Source organism: Alteromonas salexigens, assembly GCF_025628895.1.
Lineage (GTDB): Bacteria > Pseudomonadota > Gammaproteobacteria > Enterobacterales > Alteromonadaceae > Alteromonas > Alteromonas salexigens.
The window spans coordinates 394,460-411,534 of record NZ_JAOTJC010000006.1; the positions used below are offsets into that span (position 1 = coordinate 394,460).

Sequence of the window (17,075 nt, forward strand, 5' to 3'; positions counted from 1 at the left end):
TGTTTGTATTCGTAGTCGAGCGCTACGATGCTGCCTGCGTAGGTGAGGGAGAACTCTCAACGAAAGCCAGGCTTTCCTCAGCAAAGCCAAGGCCGGCTTCAGTGAAGAAATTGAATACTTTGTCTACGCCATGCGTCAGTAAATAGTCCACTTCATCTTCATAACGGGCGATGGCAGCCACCTTGCCCTGATAACCTGCATTACGTAGCTGACGAGTGATGTTGATAGCATCTTCTATAGACGGCAAGGCCAACAGCACCAGACGTACCTGGCTAATATCCAGATTGTCCCACAGATCAACGTCTTCACCGTCGCCCACAACCACGTTCCAACCATCGTGTTTTAGGTGATTTACTTTCGTGCGATCAGCGTCCAGGCCCCAGACTTTACTGTCCACCAGCTTAGAAAGAGACTGGAAGGCGCCTGAACCAACCCGGCCCATGCCCACCACCAGAAACTCAGCGTTGTCGATTACGGGGTAAACGTCGTCTTTAAGGCGCCGAGAGCGCTCGTAGCGCTTAATTGACGATTTCATGCGGTGATACTGACTATGGGATGAACGATACAAAATACTGGTAAATACAAACGATATCGAGACCGCTAATGCAATCACCACCAGCCAGGATTCTGCCAGTAAGCCCAATGAGACCGACAACGCACCGACTATAAGACCAAATTCACTGTAATTTGTGAGCACCAGGCTGGTGAGGTAGGCAGTTCGTGCCCGCAGGCGTAGACGGGTGAACAAACCAAAGAATAAGAGGGCCTTGGCGGGTAGTAACAGGCAGAACAGTAGCGCCAGTAAAATCATCTGCATGTCTGGCATCGCCATCAGGCCAATGCTGAGGAAAAAACCAATGAGGAACAGGTCTTTGAAGCTCATCAACGACTTGGCCAGCTCTGTGGCTTTGGCGTGCCTGGCCATCAGGATACCGAAAATAAGCGCGCCTAAATCGCCTTTGATATTTACCAGCTCAAATACATGATAGCCACCAAGGGCCAGAATGAAGCCGGTCAGGGGCAATAACTCGCCGTGGCCCGATTGATTCAGCACTTTGTAAAAAACCGGTACCAGGGGCGGAATAGCTAACAGGCCAAACGCCCATATACTTGGTAACTTACCGGTGGCTGCAACCAGGAATATCACGGCGAAAATATCCTGCATTACCAGGATGCCTATCGCGAGGCGACCGTGGCGGGTTTTCATTTCACCGCTTTCTTCCAGCACTTTGACCACACACACTGTACTGCTGAAGCTCAGGGCAAAGGCAATAAGCGCTGCACTTTGCCAGTCTATTGCCGAGGTGGTTGCAGAAATAAGTGCGGCTGCGCCGTACAATGCACCGGCAATAACTGCTATCCACACTAGTGTATGGGTTATGCTGCCTGCCCAGACCTCCCGTCGGCTGAGATCGCGGATATTCAGCTTCAGGCCAATGGTAAACAGCATGATAGTAATGCCAAGGTCGGCAATAGACTGTAATGTACTGTTCGATTCAAAGCCGAACATATTGAGTACAAACCCGGCAACCAGATACCCCACCAAGGGCGGAATGCCAACCAGTTTGACAGCTAAACCACAAATAAAAGCGAAAAGAAGAAAAGCGTATTCCATGTAAGTAGGTGTTCCCTGGAAACTTAAAGGAGCGAACGTGTTGCCGAGGTAAGCTTGCTATATATGGGGCGGGAAGTAAATGCCGTAAATACCTGAAACTCAATGTATGTATAGGGCAGGGTATGCAATTGTTCTGGTCTCCTACATTTATATAATCACCATATGACCCTAACTACTCGCCCGGCTATATCGGGGGCATGCCAGGCGTGAGAAAAACGCTTTCTGGCGCGTAGGCAGGCGCACTCACTGTCACCAGTTATTATTGCCCGGTATTATACCCATCCCCGTCATTTCACAGAGGGTATTCCACCCTACACACACAAAAGTAAGCGGTTATGCAGTGATTCCCCTGGTTTAATTGTTTTTTTAGATTGGGCGCATAAAACATGAGCGAATAAGGGTTACGCGTAACTATTATTTAATTCATTATCAGTGAGTTAGGAGTATTATGTTTTGGGGTTTATTTGCCTTTCCTGTGCCTTTTGGCCACTAAATAAGTCTCATGAACCACAAAAAGAGCGCTGTCAGGCAGTGAACAGTCTACACAATTTACCCTGTGATTATTCTTAGTAGTTGAAGATTATTCCACTGGAATAATTGCTTTATTCCGCCTGGAATATGATCTTTTTGTGGGAACCGACCATACAGCAATGCATCCCATTGCTGTGCAGGGAGTGCCAATGCGACTTACCATTCTAATTTTTCTGTTTGCTACACTGGCCATAAATGTGGCCCTCGGATTTTATTGGCCACCCGCCTGGTGGTTTATTCTATTGACCGCCACCTTGTTGGGCTTTGCCATTTACGATGCCTTTCAACAGCAACATGCCATTCTACGAAATTTTCCCCTTATTGGCCGGATGCGCTGGACCATTGAAGGACTGCGCCCCTATGTTCAGCAATATCTGATTGAATCGGACACCGGCGGCACGCCTATATCCCGGATGTTCCGGGCAATTGTATATCAGCGGTCCAAGAACAGCCGAGAAACCGTGCCGTTTGGCACTCAGATAGACACGTATTCAGACGGGTACGAATGGATTGGACACTCATTGTCAGCCAGGCAGGTTGAAGATATGGAAGAAAACCCGCGGGTGACAATTGGCGGGCCTGCCTGCAAGCAACCTTACAGTTCAAGTTTATTGAATATATCTGCAATGAGCTTTGGTAGTCTTTCCAAAAACGCCATTCTGGCACTGAACAAAGGAGCGAAAAAGGGGGGATTCTCGCATAATACAGGTGAGGGCGGCCTCACCCCGTACCACCTGGAACACGGCGGTGATTTGGTCTGGCAGATTGGGACTGCTTATTTTGGTTGCCGCACAGTGGACGGTAACTTCGACGCTGATTTGTTTAAAGAAAAATCCCGCCTGCCCAGTGTTAAAATGATTGAGATAAAACTTTCTCAGGGCGCGAAACCCGGACACGGGGGCATTCTTCCGGCGTATAAGAATACACCGGAAATTGCTGATATCCGCGGTGTTGAGCCGCACACTCAGGTCGATTCCCCCGCCCGCCATCCGGCTTTTTCTACACCGCTGGAGCTAATGGACTTTATCAGCCAGCTAAGGGAGTTAAGTGAGGGCAAGCCGGTGGGGATTAAGCTGGCGCTGGGCAGAAAAAGTGAGTTTGTGGCTATCTGTAAAGCGATGCAGAAAACCGGTGTGATGCCTGATTTTATCACGGTGGACGGAGGCGAAGGCGGCACCGGCGCCGCACCACTGGAGTACACAAATTCAATTGGTAGCCCGTTGCGTGAAGCACTGGCGTTTGTTGATGACTGCCTGGTGGGCTTTGATTTGCGTCAGCACATAAAGATCATTGCAGCGGGTAAAATCATTACCGCATTTCAGATAGTGAAAAACCTGAGCCTGGGCGCCGATATTTGTAACAGTGCGCGAGGTATGATGCTGGCTTTGGGCTGCGTGCAGTCATTATCGTGCAACACTAACCGCTGTCCAACTGGAGTTGCCACGCAGGATCCCAGTCTGGTGCGTGGGCTTGATATCACCGATAAGTATGAAAGGGTGTACTGCTTTCACCATAAAACTATTCACGCTTTGATGGATATTCTGTCCTCTACGGGGCATACCTCACCGGAATCACTCAACCGTACCCACATCTTCCGGCGTGTGGATCAGGCATGTGTGAAGCGCTATGACGAAATTTTCCCTATTATCAAGAAAGGCAGCTTCCTTGGTGACGAAATCCCGCAAGACTTCAAAATACATGTACAGGAAGCCAGCGCCGAGAGTTTTATGCCTTACAGTGAACTCACCGACATGGAAGAAAAAGCGGAGTCAGTGACTTAGTCTTTGGCTTCTCTTTGTGTATTACGTAACTCGTAGAGGCGGTACTCGGTGGTGCGGTAGGGGACGACTTCGTATTTAGGCTGCAGGAATGCCACGATATCGATCAGGTCGGCCACTGTCATGATGTCATTCATATCGCGCATACGGCTTTTGCCGCCTTCTGTAGTCTGGCTAACGGGGTAGCGACGGCTTAACTTGTGTGACGGGTTGATGACACTGGTGACCAGTTCTCCGTAAGTGGTTACCCGGCTGCTACTGCCTCCCAGCGAGACCGGTTTAGGCATTACGTAATTATGATCAGCCGGAACGGTTATGCCTTCTACCGTATGACAGTCGGTGCAGCGGTACTCCGCGAAGAGCGCTTTACCCGCCTGCGCATCACCTTCAGGCAGGCTGAAACCACGGGGAGATTCGGGCCCGAAACCACATGCAGTAAGACCAACGCTCGTGCAGACTGCCAGTAACAATTGCTTTTTCATGTTTATGCCTAATTGAATAAAGTTGTTCTACACTACTGTTATAGAGCCACTTTACTTACGGCGTCAATATTTGTGTGAAGCGGCAGGTCTTGAAATGTGGAGAGGCAAGATGAGTGATTACGACACCATTCTGGTGGCACTGGACGTGTACGCAGAGCATGAGCCGGTAATAAACAGAGCAATGAAGATGGCCTCTTCGTCATCAGCAGTACATTTGCTCTATGTCACCTATCCACAAACCAACTTTGAGCCTTATGGCTTGTTTCTGGAGCGGGACTACTCCACGGATATTCAACAGCATGCCAGAGCGCGGTTACAGGAAGTAGCAGAAAAGCACAGCATTCCGTCAGAGCAGATCCATGTTGCTATAGGCTCGCCGGCCGACCAGATCCATCGCACCGCCGAAAGTGTACAGGCCGACTTAATTGTAATAGGCACACACGGTCAAAGCGGTATGCAGCTGCTGCTGGGCTCCACAGCGAACGCAGTTTTACACGGTGTCAAAACCGACGTATTGGCGGTAAAAGTATAAGATGTTCTCTGCCTGACGCTGAACAGGCAGCTTTTTCTCAGAGACCGAAACTACTCAGTGGCCAGCTTGTGCAGGCTGTGCAACAACACGTTGGCCCCTTTTTCTATATCCTGCCAGTGGGTCCACTCATCAGGCGCATGACTGATCCCATTTACACTGGGCACAAAAATCATCCCTGCCTGGGTAACCTTCGCCATATGTTGGGCGTCGTGTCCGGCGCCACTTGGCATGTGTTCATGAGGGAGATCCAGCCTGGTTGCCTGTTCGGCAATAAGCTTGATTATCGTGTCGGACATTGGTTGGGGTTCCAGCCAGCTCATCTGTTCAAACTCGAACATCAAATTGTGCTTTCGGGCAATAGCAGATAACACTTTGCGACAACTGTCGGCCAGGGCTTGCATCACGTCGCAGTCAGTATCACGTCCCACCAGAGTGAACTCAACCTCGCCTGGCACGGTGTGAGCGTGGCCAGGTTTGAGGTCGACTTTCCCCACCGTTAAACGACTTTTATCGGAGCCTTCTTCGGCAATGATACGGGGAATTTCGTTGGCAAAATTCGCCAGGCCCATGAACGCGTCACTGCGCATATTCATCGGCGCGGTGCCGGCATGATTAGATTTTCCAATTAGTCTAACTATCCATTTATACACGCCGGAAATGGACTCGACGACGCCAATGGGTTTTCTGATGGTGTCCAGTACCGGCCCTTGCTCAATATGTAATTCTATATAGCTTTTGAAATAGCCAGGATCGACCCGGGCCTCCAGCGCGCGCATAGGGTCCAGTCCACAGGCACGCATCTCGTCCTGTAACTTTACGCCGTTCACATCATGTGCCGACATCAGCCAGTCTGGGGTAAGTTCACCAATTAATGCCTGCACACCCATCATGCCACCAAAGCGACCTTCTTCTTCTGAGAACGCATACACCTCAACCGGTGTAGCCGGCGTAATATCGTGGTCACGCAGCACCCTTAATACTTCCAGACCGGCCAGCACGCCCAGGGTGCCGTCAAACATACCGCCGCTAATGACAGAGTCAATATGCGACCCGGTAGCAACTACTTGAGAAGGCTGTTCTGCTTTTGCTCTGCCCACCACATTGCCTGCCTGATCGATATATGACCAAAACCCTTCGTGTTCAAACCTTTCTTTAAGCCATTGTTTTGCTCTCGTGTCAGCCTCCGTAAAGCCTAAACGGGTTACACCTTTGGTTTCTGGGTTGTAGCCTATTTCAAACAGCGAGAGTAAGTCAGATTTGAGTCTTTCAAGGTTGATAGCTAGCGTGGACATAATGAAAATTTCCTAATGTTACGCATTAAATGAGGCGGGTTATTTCGAAATGAATGGACAATATTTGTTCACAGTAGAATGACTTTGATTATAGTGCAAATAATTAGTAGGCTAGATTTGCACTGGAGAAAAGGACACTCATTTTGTCGCGTTATCGCTGGCACGTGGTGCCAGACATTGCCGTTAAAATCATACTTGCGAGCTTACTGGTTTTTGCCGGTTGTGCTCCGGTCACTGCGGCAAACATCGAAAAGCGAACCAGCCAGGATGGCACCATTGTTGTTCCCTGGAAGGAGGGCTATGCCCGGTATCAAACGCTGCGAATCAATTCCGTCAGCGGAGATACGCTAAGCCGGCATCCGGTGGTGAACGGGCAGAACTGGGTGATAACCGGTCTGTCTGACGGACAATACCGCTTCATTTTATCCAGCTCTGACTCCCAAACACAGATCCTCTCACTTCATGTAAGCCATTATTCTTTAACCAGTGCCTTCGGCTTATTCACGTTGGGCCTGATCATGTTTGTTTATTTGCTGGTAGCGCTGATGAAGGGGGGCAGGGATGACTGACTTTATGCTGGGACGTGAAACTGCACTGGTTATCTTAGTGCTGTTCGGACTGGCCTGGGTAGGCTGGGGTTGGTATCTGGGGCGCAACAATCGCACTATTGAAGATTACGCTTTAGCTGGTCGCAGCGTGGGCTTTGCGATGGCAACCGCGACGGCCATGGCCACCTGGATTACCAGCAACACCACCTTAGTCGCCCCGCAACTGACTTACCAGTTTGGCGTATGGGGTATGCTGGGGTACAGCATGGCCGCTCTGGGTCTTATTCTGTTTGCCCCTCTGGCACAACGTATCCGTCAGTTGCTACCGAATGGATTTACCAGCGGTGACTTTATCTATCAGCGGTACGGCAGGTTTGCCTGGGCCATGTTTATTATTATTTCGCTGTGCTATGCATTCGGGTGGCTCGTCAGTCTGGGAATGGCCGGTGGCCTGTTGCTCTCCTCGTTGAGCGATCTCAGTTATCTTACGGGTATGACCGCTATCCTAGTGATTTGTGTAGGATACACCCTGTTAGGGGGGCTCAAAGCCGTTATCGCCACCGACTTTGTGCAGAGTATCGTGATTATTACCGGCGTGGTGATTGTTGCCTGGGTGTGTATAGACACGGTGGGCTTTGACACCATGCACACCACACTTACCCGCGAACAACCGGAATTACTTAACCTGTTGTTTCCCGCCGCCATTATGTTTTTCTTCAATAATATCTTTTTTGGTATCGGCGAAATATTTCACTCGAATGTGTGGTGGTCCAGGGCCTTTGCCTTCGGGCCGGGAATCGGAAAGAAATCGTATCTGACCGCCGGGCTACTGTGGTTACCGATTCCTGTGGTCACCGGGTTTATAGCGCTGGCAGCCAGTTCCCTGAACTTAGTGCCGCCCAGTGCAGATATGGTCGGGCCTATGGTGGCGGCTAAATTGCTGGGTAGTATCGGGGCGGTATTTATCTTTGTCATTGTATTTTCAGCATTAGCGTCCAGCATGGACTCTCTTCTTGCAGCCACTTCTGATCTACTTACCCAGGATATCGTTAAAAAGCTATTCGTACCGGACGCCAGCTCCGACACTTTATTGCGGGCTAACCGTTACATTGTCATCGGGCTTGGTATCGGTACCTGGTGTATCGCCGCATTTAAGCTGGCGACGCTGGGCGCGCTGCTCAATTTTACGGGGGCGTTTGTTGCATCCACCATCTGGCCGATTGTATTCGGGCTGTATCAGCCAAAACTGACCGGCAGATGGGCGGGTCTGGCTATGGTGGCCGGCACCACCTGTGGCCTGATTGGGTATTTTGCTATCGGTTTTTATGTGGCCGCCATTATCTCCTGTGGTGTGTCATTAGTGTGTTGCCGCATAGGCATAATGCAGAGTAAGGATTATTTTCAGTGGCATGAACTGGAGGAGAAAGGATGACGATAAGCGAATCGGCGCTGACAATTCTGGTTTATGTCTGTTTGTGCGCGAGCTGTATCAGCCCACTGCTGTTGTTGTACTGGCTGATACGCGACATAAAAGGTAAAAAATTATGGTGAAAGCAGAATTGGATGCTGTGGTCAGGTTTGAAAGGGAACGCCCCGATGTCTACGGCAGCGCCCATCCTAAATCGCTTCTGCGGGCTATCCAGGAAGATGGTGACCACTTAAGCAAAATGACTAACAAGCACATCTATTCAGCAGATCAGTTCGATCGTGAAAGTTTGTTACAGTTGTTCCGCCTCGCCGCCAAATACGAAGCCAACCCCGATCGTTTCAGCACTTCTCTGCAGGGGCAAATTCTTATTTCCGCGTTTTACGAGCCCAGTACCCGTACGCGGCTGTCTTTTGAGAGTGCCTGGCATCGTTTGGGGGGCGATATAATGTCAATTACCGATCGCTCAACCACAGGCATTGCGAAAGGTGAAAGCCTGGCCGACGTGGGAGAGATGTTTAATAACTATGGCGACTGTGTGGTATTGCGGGATACAAACGCAAACTCTGTCCGGGAAATGATGGGCGCGCTGCGTATACCCATCATTAATGCCGGCAACGGTACAGATGAGCATCCCACTCAGGCGCTGGCCGATCTATACACTATTTTCAAGTGGAAACCTGAGCTCATTACCAACCCGGGCGCGGAAAAAATTAACATATGTATTGTCGGGCTTCCTTCCAAAATGCGGACAGTGCGAAGTCTGTTAAAACTGGTAGTGTCGTTTGCAGACTGTTTTGGCAGGGTCACTATCGTTAACGATAAAAGCCGTGATGAGATGTTTGCCGATGATCAGCTTCAGCAAATGCTGGAGGCCGGTTTGGAGGTGCAGACCAGTGATAACCTCGACGAGGTGCTACCAGACTCTGACGTGGTGTATATCAATGCAATCGCCTGGGAGGGCAATTCCTTCAATCAATACGGTAAGCAGTTTCATATCGACAGCCAGTCACCACTGAAGAAAGACGCCATTGTACTGCATCCGCTTGCCCGCGGTGCAGAACTGTGTACCAGTCTGGATAACACCCCTCACAACTGGTATTTCGCCCAGGCCAGAGGCGCGGTTTTCTTGCGGCAAGCGCTGTTAACCTGTCTGGTTCGCAGAGTGGAGCGCGTTCTCGATATTGTTTAATTCAAGGGAGATATGAATTTATGTGTGGAATAGCTGGTATTTTTGCTGCGACACCTGATACTGCCATTGAATCACAGACCCTGGTCAATATGGCGGCCATTATGAACCACCGCGGTCCGGATAGTTACGGATACTGTAATCCAGCGGACATGGGCATTGGCATGAGCCACGCGCGGTTATCTATTATTGATTTGGACGAGAACCGGGGCCGCCAGCCTTTCTGGCTCGACGGTGGGCAGACCATGTGTGTGCATAATGGTGAGTTCTACGACTTCCAGCGGATCCGGACGGATCTAATGGCGGCGGGCGTGGATTTCACCAGTAAAAGCGACTCGGAAGTGTTACCCACGTTGTTTCGTCGGTTTGGTATGAACGTCACATTAACCCGCCTGCGTGGTGAGTTTGCTTTTTCTCTGTATGACGAAATGGAAGATACGTTGTATCTGGTGCGGGATCGGTTTGGTATCAAACCCTTGTATTGGACCCAGACAGACGATGCAATTATTTATGGTTCGGAAGTGAAAGTGCTCCTGGCACATCCGGATGTAAAACCTGAGCTAGATTCGGAAGGGCTGTTTCACCAGCTGATTCAGGTGATGGTTCCCGGCACCACGGCCTTTAAGGGGATCCAGCAGGTCGAGCCGGGTCATATGCTCAAAATTACCCGTAAAGACGGCGAATTTCATATTGAAACCCACAAATACTGGGATATGGACTTTCCGGTAATCGGCACCCGGGAAGAACACACCGAAGATTATTATATTGAAGGCGTGCGCCGGGAATTAATTGATGCAGTACAGGTCCGGCTGAATGCCGATGTGCCGGTAGGCTGTTATCTCTCCGGTGGTATCGATTCATGCGCTATTTTAGGGCTGGCGTCGGGCATTGAGCAGGAACCGCTAAAAGCGTTTACCATCAGTTTTGATAACGCCGACTACGATGAGTCTGATATAGCCAGGGAAATGGCGGAATCGGTCAATGCAGATCAGGAAGTACTGCAGCTGAATGCTGACTTATTGTATAACAACTTTTCCCGCACAATCTGGCACACAGAACGGACGATCTATAACACCCTGGCTGTGGCTAAACTGATGATGAGCCAGCGGGTTCGTCATGTGAAATACAAGGTAGTGTTGACCGGCGAGGGTTCTGATGAGCTGTTTGCCGGATACCCGGCCTTTCGCCAGGATATGTTTCTGCACGGCATGGAAGGGCTGGATGCGTCCCAGGCAAGCGAATGGCGTAAATCGCTGGAAACTTCTAATGCGTTATTTAAAGGGGCGATGCTGGCGAAAGACGAATATGTCTCAGAGGAATTAAACAGCAAGGTCGGCTTTACCCCGAGCTGTTTGCAGCCCTGGCTGGGTTGTAGCGAGCATGCGAAACAACTGATCCATCCGTCCCACCGGGAAAATCTGCAAGGTTATGAGCCAGGCAATGCCATCGCTGCCAAGCTCGATGACAGTTACCTCAGTGAACGTCACCCGCTGGACAAGGCTCAGTATGTCTGGATTAAAACCATGCTGGAAGGCCAGATCCTCACCTGGGGCGGGGACCGGGTAGATATGGCGAACTCAATGGAGGCCCGGCCACCTTTTCTTGACCACAAGCTGGCCGAATTTGCGGCGAATATACCTCCAGAAATGCGTATTCGCGGCAGTAAAGAAAAATACGTTCTGCGTGAGGCAATGAAAGGTTTATTGCCGGAGACCCTTTACAAACGTGAGAAATTTGCCTTTATGGCTCCGCCAGCACATACCGATGATGCAAAATGGCAAAAACTAAAAGCCTTGCTAAACCAGTATGCCAGCAGGGAAAAAGTGGAAAAGGCAGGCCTGTTGGATGCTGATTATCTGGAAACGCTGGTGAGCAAGCAGGAATCCTCGCACACCGATGTCAGTGAAAAGGTGCAAATCGACGCCATTCTTAATCATGCATTGGGCGTGATGCTGTTACATCATCATTTTATCGAAACAGATATTCCGGCGTATGCGTATGAACAAGCACAATCGTTGAACTGGGTAGTGTGATACTGCAAAGGGTATGTTACTAAAAAAAGGGAGGCCATTGCGGCCTCCCTTTTTATAGCGGCGTTTATTGCCAGGCTTTAAGCGACCCGATGAACACCGAGACGTTCTTACAGCCGATACTTTTCAGATAACTGGCTGCCACCGTGGCACGCTTCCCGCTGCCACACATACAGGTGTAATGAATGTCAGGGTTCATCTCACCTTGTTTTTCTTTCAGATGACCAAGGTAGATATGCAGGGCGCCAGGAAAGGGCGTGGATTCAACTTCATCCTGTTTTCTCACATCCAGTAGCACCCAGTTATCAGGTGGGGTTTGCAGCCGTTCGGCGACGGTCTCGGCCGTGACGACTCCCACGGTTGATGCTTCCAGCTCATTTTGTGAGGCAGGAAAGGGTATTGCACTGGTGTAGCCCTCTACAGTAGTGAAGCCCATACGATGGAGCTGTGCGGCTGCCTCGTTGGCCTGCTGTGCGCTGTCGGCCACAAACGCGAGCGGCGAGTCATAATCAAGTAGCCAACCACCATAGGCACTGATGAGACCGCCAGCCAGATTCAGACTGCCCGGGACATGTTTTTCCCGAAAGGCCGCGTGGGAACGAATATCAATTAAGGTACCCGGGCGTGAGTCAGGATCTAACCATTGTTTGGTTTGGTCTGGGCTTAACTGCATACACATACCATCGCGCAGTGGGTTATCTGCTCCTTTAACATTGGCTTCTTCCATTTTGCTAAAGTAGGGCGCGATGTAGTGACTTTCGTTTACTTTCGTATTGATGAAGGCATCTTTGTCCGATTCTCTGAATAGCGGATTGCTCTGCTTTTCGATGCCAATAGTGGTAAATTCACGGTCAGCCATACCCCCGCCGCAAACAGAACCTGCACCATGAGCAGGGTATACAATAACCCGCTCACCCAGTTCACTTAGCTTTTGCAGGCTATCGTACAGTTCACCTGCCATCTTCTCCATTTCATCGGGATAAAAGTCTGTGCGACCCACATCGCTCACGAACAGGGTATCGCCGGTAAACACGCCCACTGGCGTGTTGTCAGTCTTGGTATCGGTAAGCAGAATACAGATACTGTCTTTGGTATGCCCGGGCGTGGTTAAAATGTCGAGCTTGCAGGCGCCAATCTCGAGGGTGTCACCGTCGTTTACGGTATCGGCATATTGTACGGGCTCATCGGCATTCGGCCCGTGATAAACGTCTACGCCTATCCTGTTTTTAAGCGCCAGTGCGCCTGAAATAAAGTCTTCATTACGGTGAGTTTCAATAACTGTGGAAATGCGACATTCATTCTGTTTAGCTATGGAAAGATATTTATCAATATCCAGCTGAGGATCGATAACACAGGCTTCCCCGTCGCTTCCTACTACATAAGAGAGGTGCGCCACGCCTGGCGTCTTAATGCTTTCTACAAACATAATGTATCTCCTATACGTTGATATGCCTAAACACGGTAAACCTATGCAAGAATAGCTCCTTACATGCGACTCTTCATAATTGGCGCCAGTGGCTACCTTTAGCGACCCTCCACCATCCGGGGCATGCCGGTTGTGTGCAATAATTGCACAGGGGGGATGTAATAAATAACGGGTCGCCTTCGAGAGAGCTCCTCATTATTAAAATTGGCAAGCGATTTTTATAGTTTTGTAACACGCATCGCTTAGGCTTAGAGAAAAAATCAACATCGGCGACTATGAAAACAAAAAATACCGGTTTCGTCCGGCTTTACTTTGCAACTATCTATTCGGTAAAGGGGCTTATTGCAGCGTTTAAGAGTGAAGGCGCAGTACGCCAGGAGCTGGCAGTAATGCTGATACTTATTCCGATAGCACTAGTACTGGAGGTGAGTCTGGCTGAACGCATTCTGCTGGTTGCATCGTTGGTAATTGTGCTCATTGCCGAATTGTTAAATACAGCGATAGAGTCACTGGCCGACCGGGTAAGTACAGAAATTCATGTGCTGATTGCGAAAGCAAAAGATATTGGTTCTGCCGCCGTCTTTGTTGCCCTGATGCTGGCAGTGTTTACCTGGGGCGCGATATTATACAATTACTTTACTATAAAATAATTTGGTGATGAAAAGAGATAACAGCGCTTAAGCCGCAACGCTGTTATCTGTCTGTTTACCAAAAAAGGCGCAGCGCTTTATCAAAAAGACGCCACTTTCTTTCCATCGGGTAGGCAGTCATTCAACATCTCAGTCACGTTACCCTGAATGAGCTTGACGTGGGAATAATGGACCCGTGTAGAAGCCGGGGTTTCGAAACTCACCGTGCTGAATACCAAATCTTCGTTACTGGAGGTAACTTTTACCAGCAGGTGGTCGTCTTCACCGGCCACCGGAACCCGTAAATACAGCGGTTCATTGTGGGTGGACACATACTCGTTGGCTTGTTCCGGAGAGTGGAATGGTGGTTTCTTTTCCGGTTGTAACTTCCAGTGTGATGACTGCTCGACAATTTGAGCTAACGTTTTTGCGTGATGTTCTGAAATTTCGTTTGCCATGCTTCCTCCTTAATGCGGATTACGCTGTTAATACGAAAAGAACGACAAAAAGATTGCTTCGCGTTGTGAGCAATAATGGCAAGAGAAAAATTTCAATTATCTTGCGGGACAGGGCGGTTGGACGCCTTTGTGTAATGCTGATGGAGAAAACGTTTTAAGGCCTGAAAGTCCAGAGGCTTGGTGAAATGTTTATCAAACCCTGCTTGTTTAGCGAGCACTTTGTCTTTTTCCTGCCCCCAGCCGGTAGTAGCAACCAACAACATGGCATGACCGTTCGGCATATCTCTCAGCGCTTTGGCTACTTCATAGCCACTTATGTCAGGCAGACCAATATCGGAAAGCACCACATCCGGATTGAAGCTGGCAGCGCTTTTCACGCCACTCGCACCGTCGTGCGCAAAACGCGTGGTGTGACCGTTTAAATCAAACAGCATTGCGAGACTTTCTGCTGCATCTACATTGTCGTCAATCACCAGGATCCGTAATTTGGGTGTGACGGTCTCTGGTTCACGGGGGGTTACAGTTACCGCGCCGGACTGATCCTCGGCCAGCGGCATAGTCACGGTAAAGGTACTGCCTTTACCTATGCCTTCACTGTGAGCAGATATACTGCCACCATGCATCTCCACAAGCTTAGCAGCCAATGCAAGTCCAATCCCCAAACCGCCCTGGGCTCTTTCAATTGCCGGCTCAAGCTGGGAAAACATGCCAAAAATATGGGAAAGTTGGTCTTCTGGGATGCCAATCCCAGTATCGGTAATGGTAAATCGGATCTCCATACCGCTTACTTGAGCCTGCAACGATATCTTGCCCCCCACGGGGGTGTATTTTGCAGCATTGGTCAGCAAATTGGATAACACCTGGATGAGCCGGGTAGGGTCTGCGTGTAACAGCACCGGGGTCTCAGGTTGTGACACTGTTATATGATGTTTATTTTCTTCAATGATGCCATGGGACGCTTCCACGGCACTTTGCATTATGTCGGCAACATCTACTTTCTTTTTGCGCAACGATAATCGTCCCTGAGAAATGCGAGAAGCCTCCATGAGATCCTCAACCAGGTGGGTCATCTGAGAGACATGACGTTCGATAACCTCTTTGGACCAGCGCATCCACTGTTCCTGAGGATCCTTGGTACGGATAATCTCAAGTACATTCTGAATAGGTGCCAGGGGGTTTCTAAGCTCGTGTCCCAGGGTGGCCAGGAATTGATCTTTGCGCTTGTCGGCCTCTCTCAACTTCTGATTCAATTCAAAAAGCTCACGCTCAGCAGCTTTGCGGCCGGAGATATCGGTAAAAATGCCAAATATTGATACTGCTTCCCCTGACTCGGCGTAACTGCCGTGACCGCGCCCCTCCATATCCAGCCAGCTTCCATCACTGTGCTGTAAACGAAATTCAATGTCGTAATCGGCTTCATGTTTGATAGCCAGAGCCAACTCAGTGATAAATGCGTGACGGTCATCGGGATGAATAAGCTCAAGAAAGGCATCGCTACTGGACCAGCGAGATGTATCCGTAATACCTGTGAGCATTTGTAATTCAGTACTCCATTTAACCTGCCCACTGGCCAGATCCTGCGACCAAACACCCATGCGGGCACTGCGTATGGCGACGCTTAAAAACTCATTAGCCTGGCGTAGCTGTTGTTGGGTTTCATGAAGGGAGAGAAGCGAGTCTTCGACAGAACGGCGGGCCTTTAATAGCTCTCGTTCATAACTTTTGCGGTCAGCGGCCTGAATTAATGCCAGTTGATCATATTGGGTTTGCTGAAACTCAATTCGCGAGGCGTTAACCAGCATGGGCAATACAGTGCCTTGTGCAGTTTTTAGATCCAACTGAACTTCCGCTACTGTACCCTGGAGCTGCATCAGTGGCGCCCAGTGAGTCTGGTGGAAAACACGACCCCCGACAGTTAGCAGGTCCTGTATACGCCGGGTATACAGTAATTCGCCTGCTTCTATGCCCATCCACTTGCAAAACGTGGTATTTGCTTTAACGATGGTACCATTTAGTTCAGTGGTCACCAGACCACATGCTGCATGTTCGTAAGTTGCAGCTGTATCTGGGATCGCGGACGATAACGCTTTCGGCTTATTGATATTCTAAAAACCTCTTCATGGCAACTGCACACTGATCCGGTGAACTCATATGTGGACAGTGTCCCACATTATTAATAATAGACAATGTAGCGTCAGGCATAGTGTTTTTCATAAACTCCCCTACAGTGGTCGGAGCTATGAAATCATCATCGCATTGCAATATTAAGCTTGGAACCTGACACTTATCGAGTTCGTCGCGGTGATCCGAAGTGAAGGTCACATCAGCAAAATGTCTTGCGATATCAGGGTTGGTACGACAAAAGCTATTAGTAAGCTCCTCAGATAGCTCCGGCTGGTCGGGCGCGCCCATTATATTCGGCGCCATTGCACTGGACCAACCCAAGTAATTGCCTTCAATAGTTTCACACAATTCTGCAATGTCTTCTTCAGAGAATCCGCCGTGATAGTCCCCGTCATTTATATAGCAGGGGGAGGGCGCTACCATGATTTGACGGGAAAACTTTTCAGGCGCAGTGTTGCAGGCGAGCAGACCTATCATTGTACTTACCGAGTGCCCCACAAAAATAACGGGCTTATCAGTAGCGTCATCAATTATTTCAATAAGATCGTCTGCGTACCCCTGTAAGTGGCTGTATTTTTTGTAATCATAAGCGGTAAGGTCAGACTTACCACTTCCCACCAGATCAAATAAAACCAGTTTGTAATCACGGGTAAACGAGGGGGTTAAAAACCGCCACATGTTTTGATCACAGCCGAAACCGTGCGCCATAACCATGACAGTCTGTCCATCGCCTATAATATTGACATTATTTCGAAGTCGAACGTCCATAGTTCCCTCGTATGATATGGGAGTTTAGGTTGATAATTGATTTATAAAAAGTTTGTGACCTTATACTTTCGTTTATACCGTTTGGCAACGCACTGTGCAATGTCTTCGAACGAAGATATGGAGTATTTTCACCCTCTGCACAACTAATCCCGAAAATTTACAGGTTTGGCAAGGCGCAAAATTAATACTGAGCGCCCAGTTAAGACGGTTGAGCCAATTGATATTCGTCTTGTCTGTTAAATATTTT

Annotated in this window: 14 protein-coding genes; 7 read left to right on the forward strand and 7 right to left on the reverse strand. The window is 49.3% G+C overall.

Going from position 1 to position 17,075, the window contains the following annotated elements:
• Positions 1–22 precede the first annotated feature (22 nt).
• Entirely contained in the window at positions 23–1,615 is a 1,593-nt protein-coding gene (locus OCL06_RS05920) for a cation:proton antiporter domain-containing protein (protein ID WP_262992813.1), read from the reverse strand.
• Between the two features lie 680 nt (positions 1,616–2,295).
• Between OCL06_RS05920 and OCL06_RS05925 the strand changes: the two genes are divergently transcribed.
• A complete protein-coding gene (locus OCL06_RS05925) occupies positions 2,296–3,927 on the forward strand; it encodes an FMN-binding glutamate synthase family protein (RefSeq protein ID WP_262992814.1) in 1,632 nt (543 codons plus the stop codon).
• On the opposite strand, the gene OCL06_RS05930 is transcribed toward OCL06_RS05925, so the two are convergent.
• Positions 3,924–4,406 (reverse strand): c-type cytochrome, encoded by a 483-nt coding sequence (locus OCL06_RS05930; RefSeq protein ID WP_262992815.1) that lies wholly within the window; start codon positions 4,404–4,406, stop codon positions 3,924–3,926. The two genes, OCL06_RS05925 and OCL06_RS05930, sit on opposite strands and share 4 nt — an antisense overlap.
• A gap of 109 nt (positions 4,407–4,515) precedes the next feature.
• On the opposite strand from OCL06_RS05930, the gene OCL06_RS05935 reads away from it, so the two are divergent.
• The gene (locus OCL06_RS05935) at positions 4,516–4,938 is read left to right on the forward strand and encodes a universal stress protein (RefSeq protein WP_262992816.1); all 423 of its coding nucleotides are present in this window, start codon (positions 4,516–4,518) and stop codon (positions 4,936–4,938) included.
• A 50-nt stretch (positions 4,939–4,988) separates the two neighbouring features.
• On the opposite strand, the gene OCL06_RS05940 is transcribed toward OCL06_RS05935, so the two are convergent.
• Positions 4,989–6,230 carry a Zn-dependent hydrolase gene (locus OCL06_RS05940; RefSeq protein ID WP_262992817.1) on the reverse strand — a complete coding sequence of 414 codons (1,242 nt, stop codon included), beginning with the start codon at positions 6,228–6,230 and terminating at the stop codon, positions 4,989–4,991.
• 143 nt (positions 6,231–6,373) lie between these two features.
• Between OCL06_RS05940 and OCL06_RS05945 the strand changes: the two genes are divergently transcribed.
• From OCL06_RS05945 to asnB, 4 genes are all read left to right on the forward strand, one after another.
• Positions 6,374–6,799 carry a hypothetical protein gene (locus OCL06_RS05945; protein ID WP_262992818.1) on the forward strand — a complete coding sequence of 142 codons (426 nt, stop codon included), beginning with the start codon at positions 6,374–6,376 and terminating at the stop codon, positions 6,797–6,799.
• Positions 6,792–8,210 (forward strand): sodium:solute symporter family transporter, encoded by a 1,419-nt coding sequence (locus OCL06_RS05950; RefSeq protein ID WP_262992819.1) that lies wholly within the window; start codon positions 6,792–6,794, stop codon positions 8,208–8,210. The genes OCL06_RS05945 and OCL06_RS05950 overlap by 8 nt, the downstream gene beginning before the upstream one ends.
• A gap of 112 nt (positions 8,211–8,322) precedes the next feature.
• Positions 8,323–9,396: an aspartate/ornithine carbamoyltransferase family protein gene (locus OCL06_RS05955; protein WP_262992820.1), complete on the forward strand. Its 1,074-nt coding sequence runs from the start codon at positions 8,323–8,325 to the stop codon at positions 9,394–9,396.
• 20 nt (positions 9,397–9,416) lie between these two features.
• A complete protein-coding gene (gene asnB, locus OCL06_RS05960; RefSeq protein ID WP_262992821.1) occupies positions 9,417–11,426 on the forward strand; it encodes an asparagine synthase (glutamine-hydrolyzing) in 2,010 nt (669 codons plus the stop codon).
• Between the two features lie 64 nt (positions 11,427–11,490).
• Here asnB and OCL06_RS05965 read toward each other — a convergent pair whose 3' ends face one another.
• Positions 11,491–12,849, reverse strand: a complete 1,359-nt coding sequence (locus OCL06_RS05965; protein WP_262992822.1) for an MBL fold metallo-hydrolase — start codon at positions 12,847–12,849, stop codon at positions 11,491–11,493.
• Between the two features lie 275 nt (positions 12,850–13,124).
• On the opposite strand from OCL06_RS05965, the gene OCL06_RS05970 reads away from it, so the two are divergent.
• Positions 13,125–13,499 (forward strand): diacylglycerol kinase, encoded by a 375-nt coding sequence (locus OCL06_RS05970; RefSeq protein WP_262992823.1) that lies wholly within the window; start codon positions 13,125–13,127, stop codon positions 13,497–13,499.
• An 80-nt stretch (positions 13,500–13,579) separates the two neighbouring features.
• On the opposite strand, the gene OCL06_RS05975 is transcribed toward OCL06_RS05970, so the two are convergent.
• From OCL06_RS05975 to OCL06_RS05985, 3 genes are all read right to left on the reverse strand, one after another.
• Positions 13,580–13,936, reverse strand: coding sequence for a hypothetical protein (locus tag OCL06_RS05975; protein WP_262992824.1), 357 nt, complete (start codon positions 13,934–13,936; stop codon positions 13,580–13,582).
• A 92-nt stretch (positions 13,937–14,028) separates the two neighbouring features.
• Positions 14,029–16,038, reverse strand: coding sequence for an ATP-binding protein (locus tag OCL06_RS05980; protein ID WP_262993120.1), 2,010 nt, complete (start codon positions 16,036–16,038; stop codon positions 14,029–14,031).
• Complete coding sequence (locus OCL06_RS05985) at positions 16,031–16,828, reverse strand: alpha/beta fold hydrolase (RefSeq protein WP_262992825.1); 798 nt, start codon at positions 16,826–16,828, stop codon at positions 16,031–16,033. The genes OCL06_RS05980 and OCL06_RS05985 overlap by 8 nt, the downstream gene beginning before the upstream one ends.
• Between the last annotated feature and the right edge of the window lie 247 nt (positions 16,829–17,075).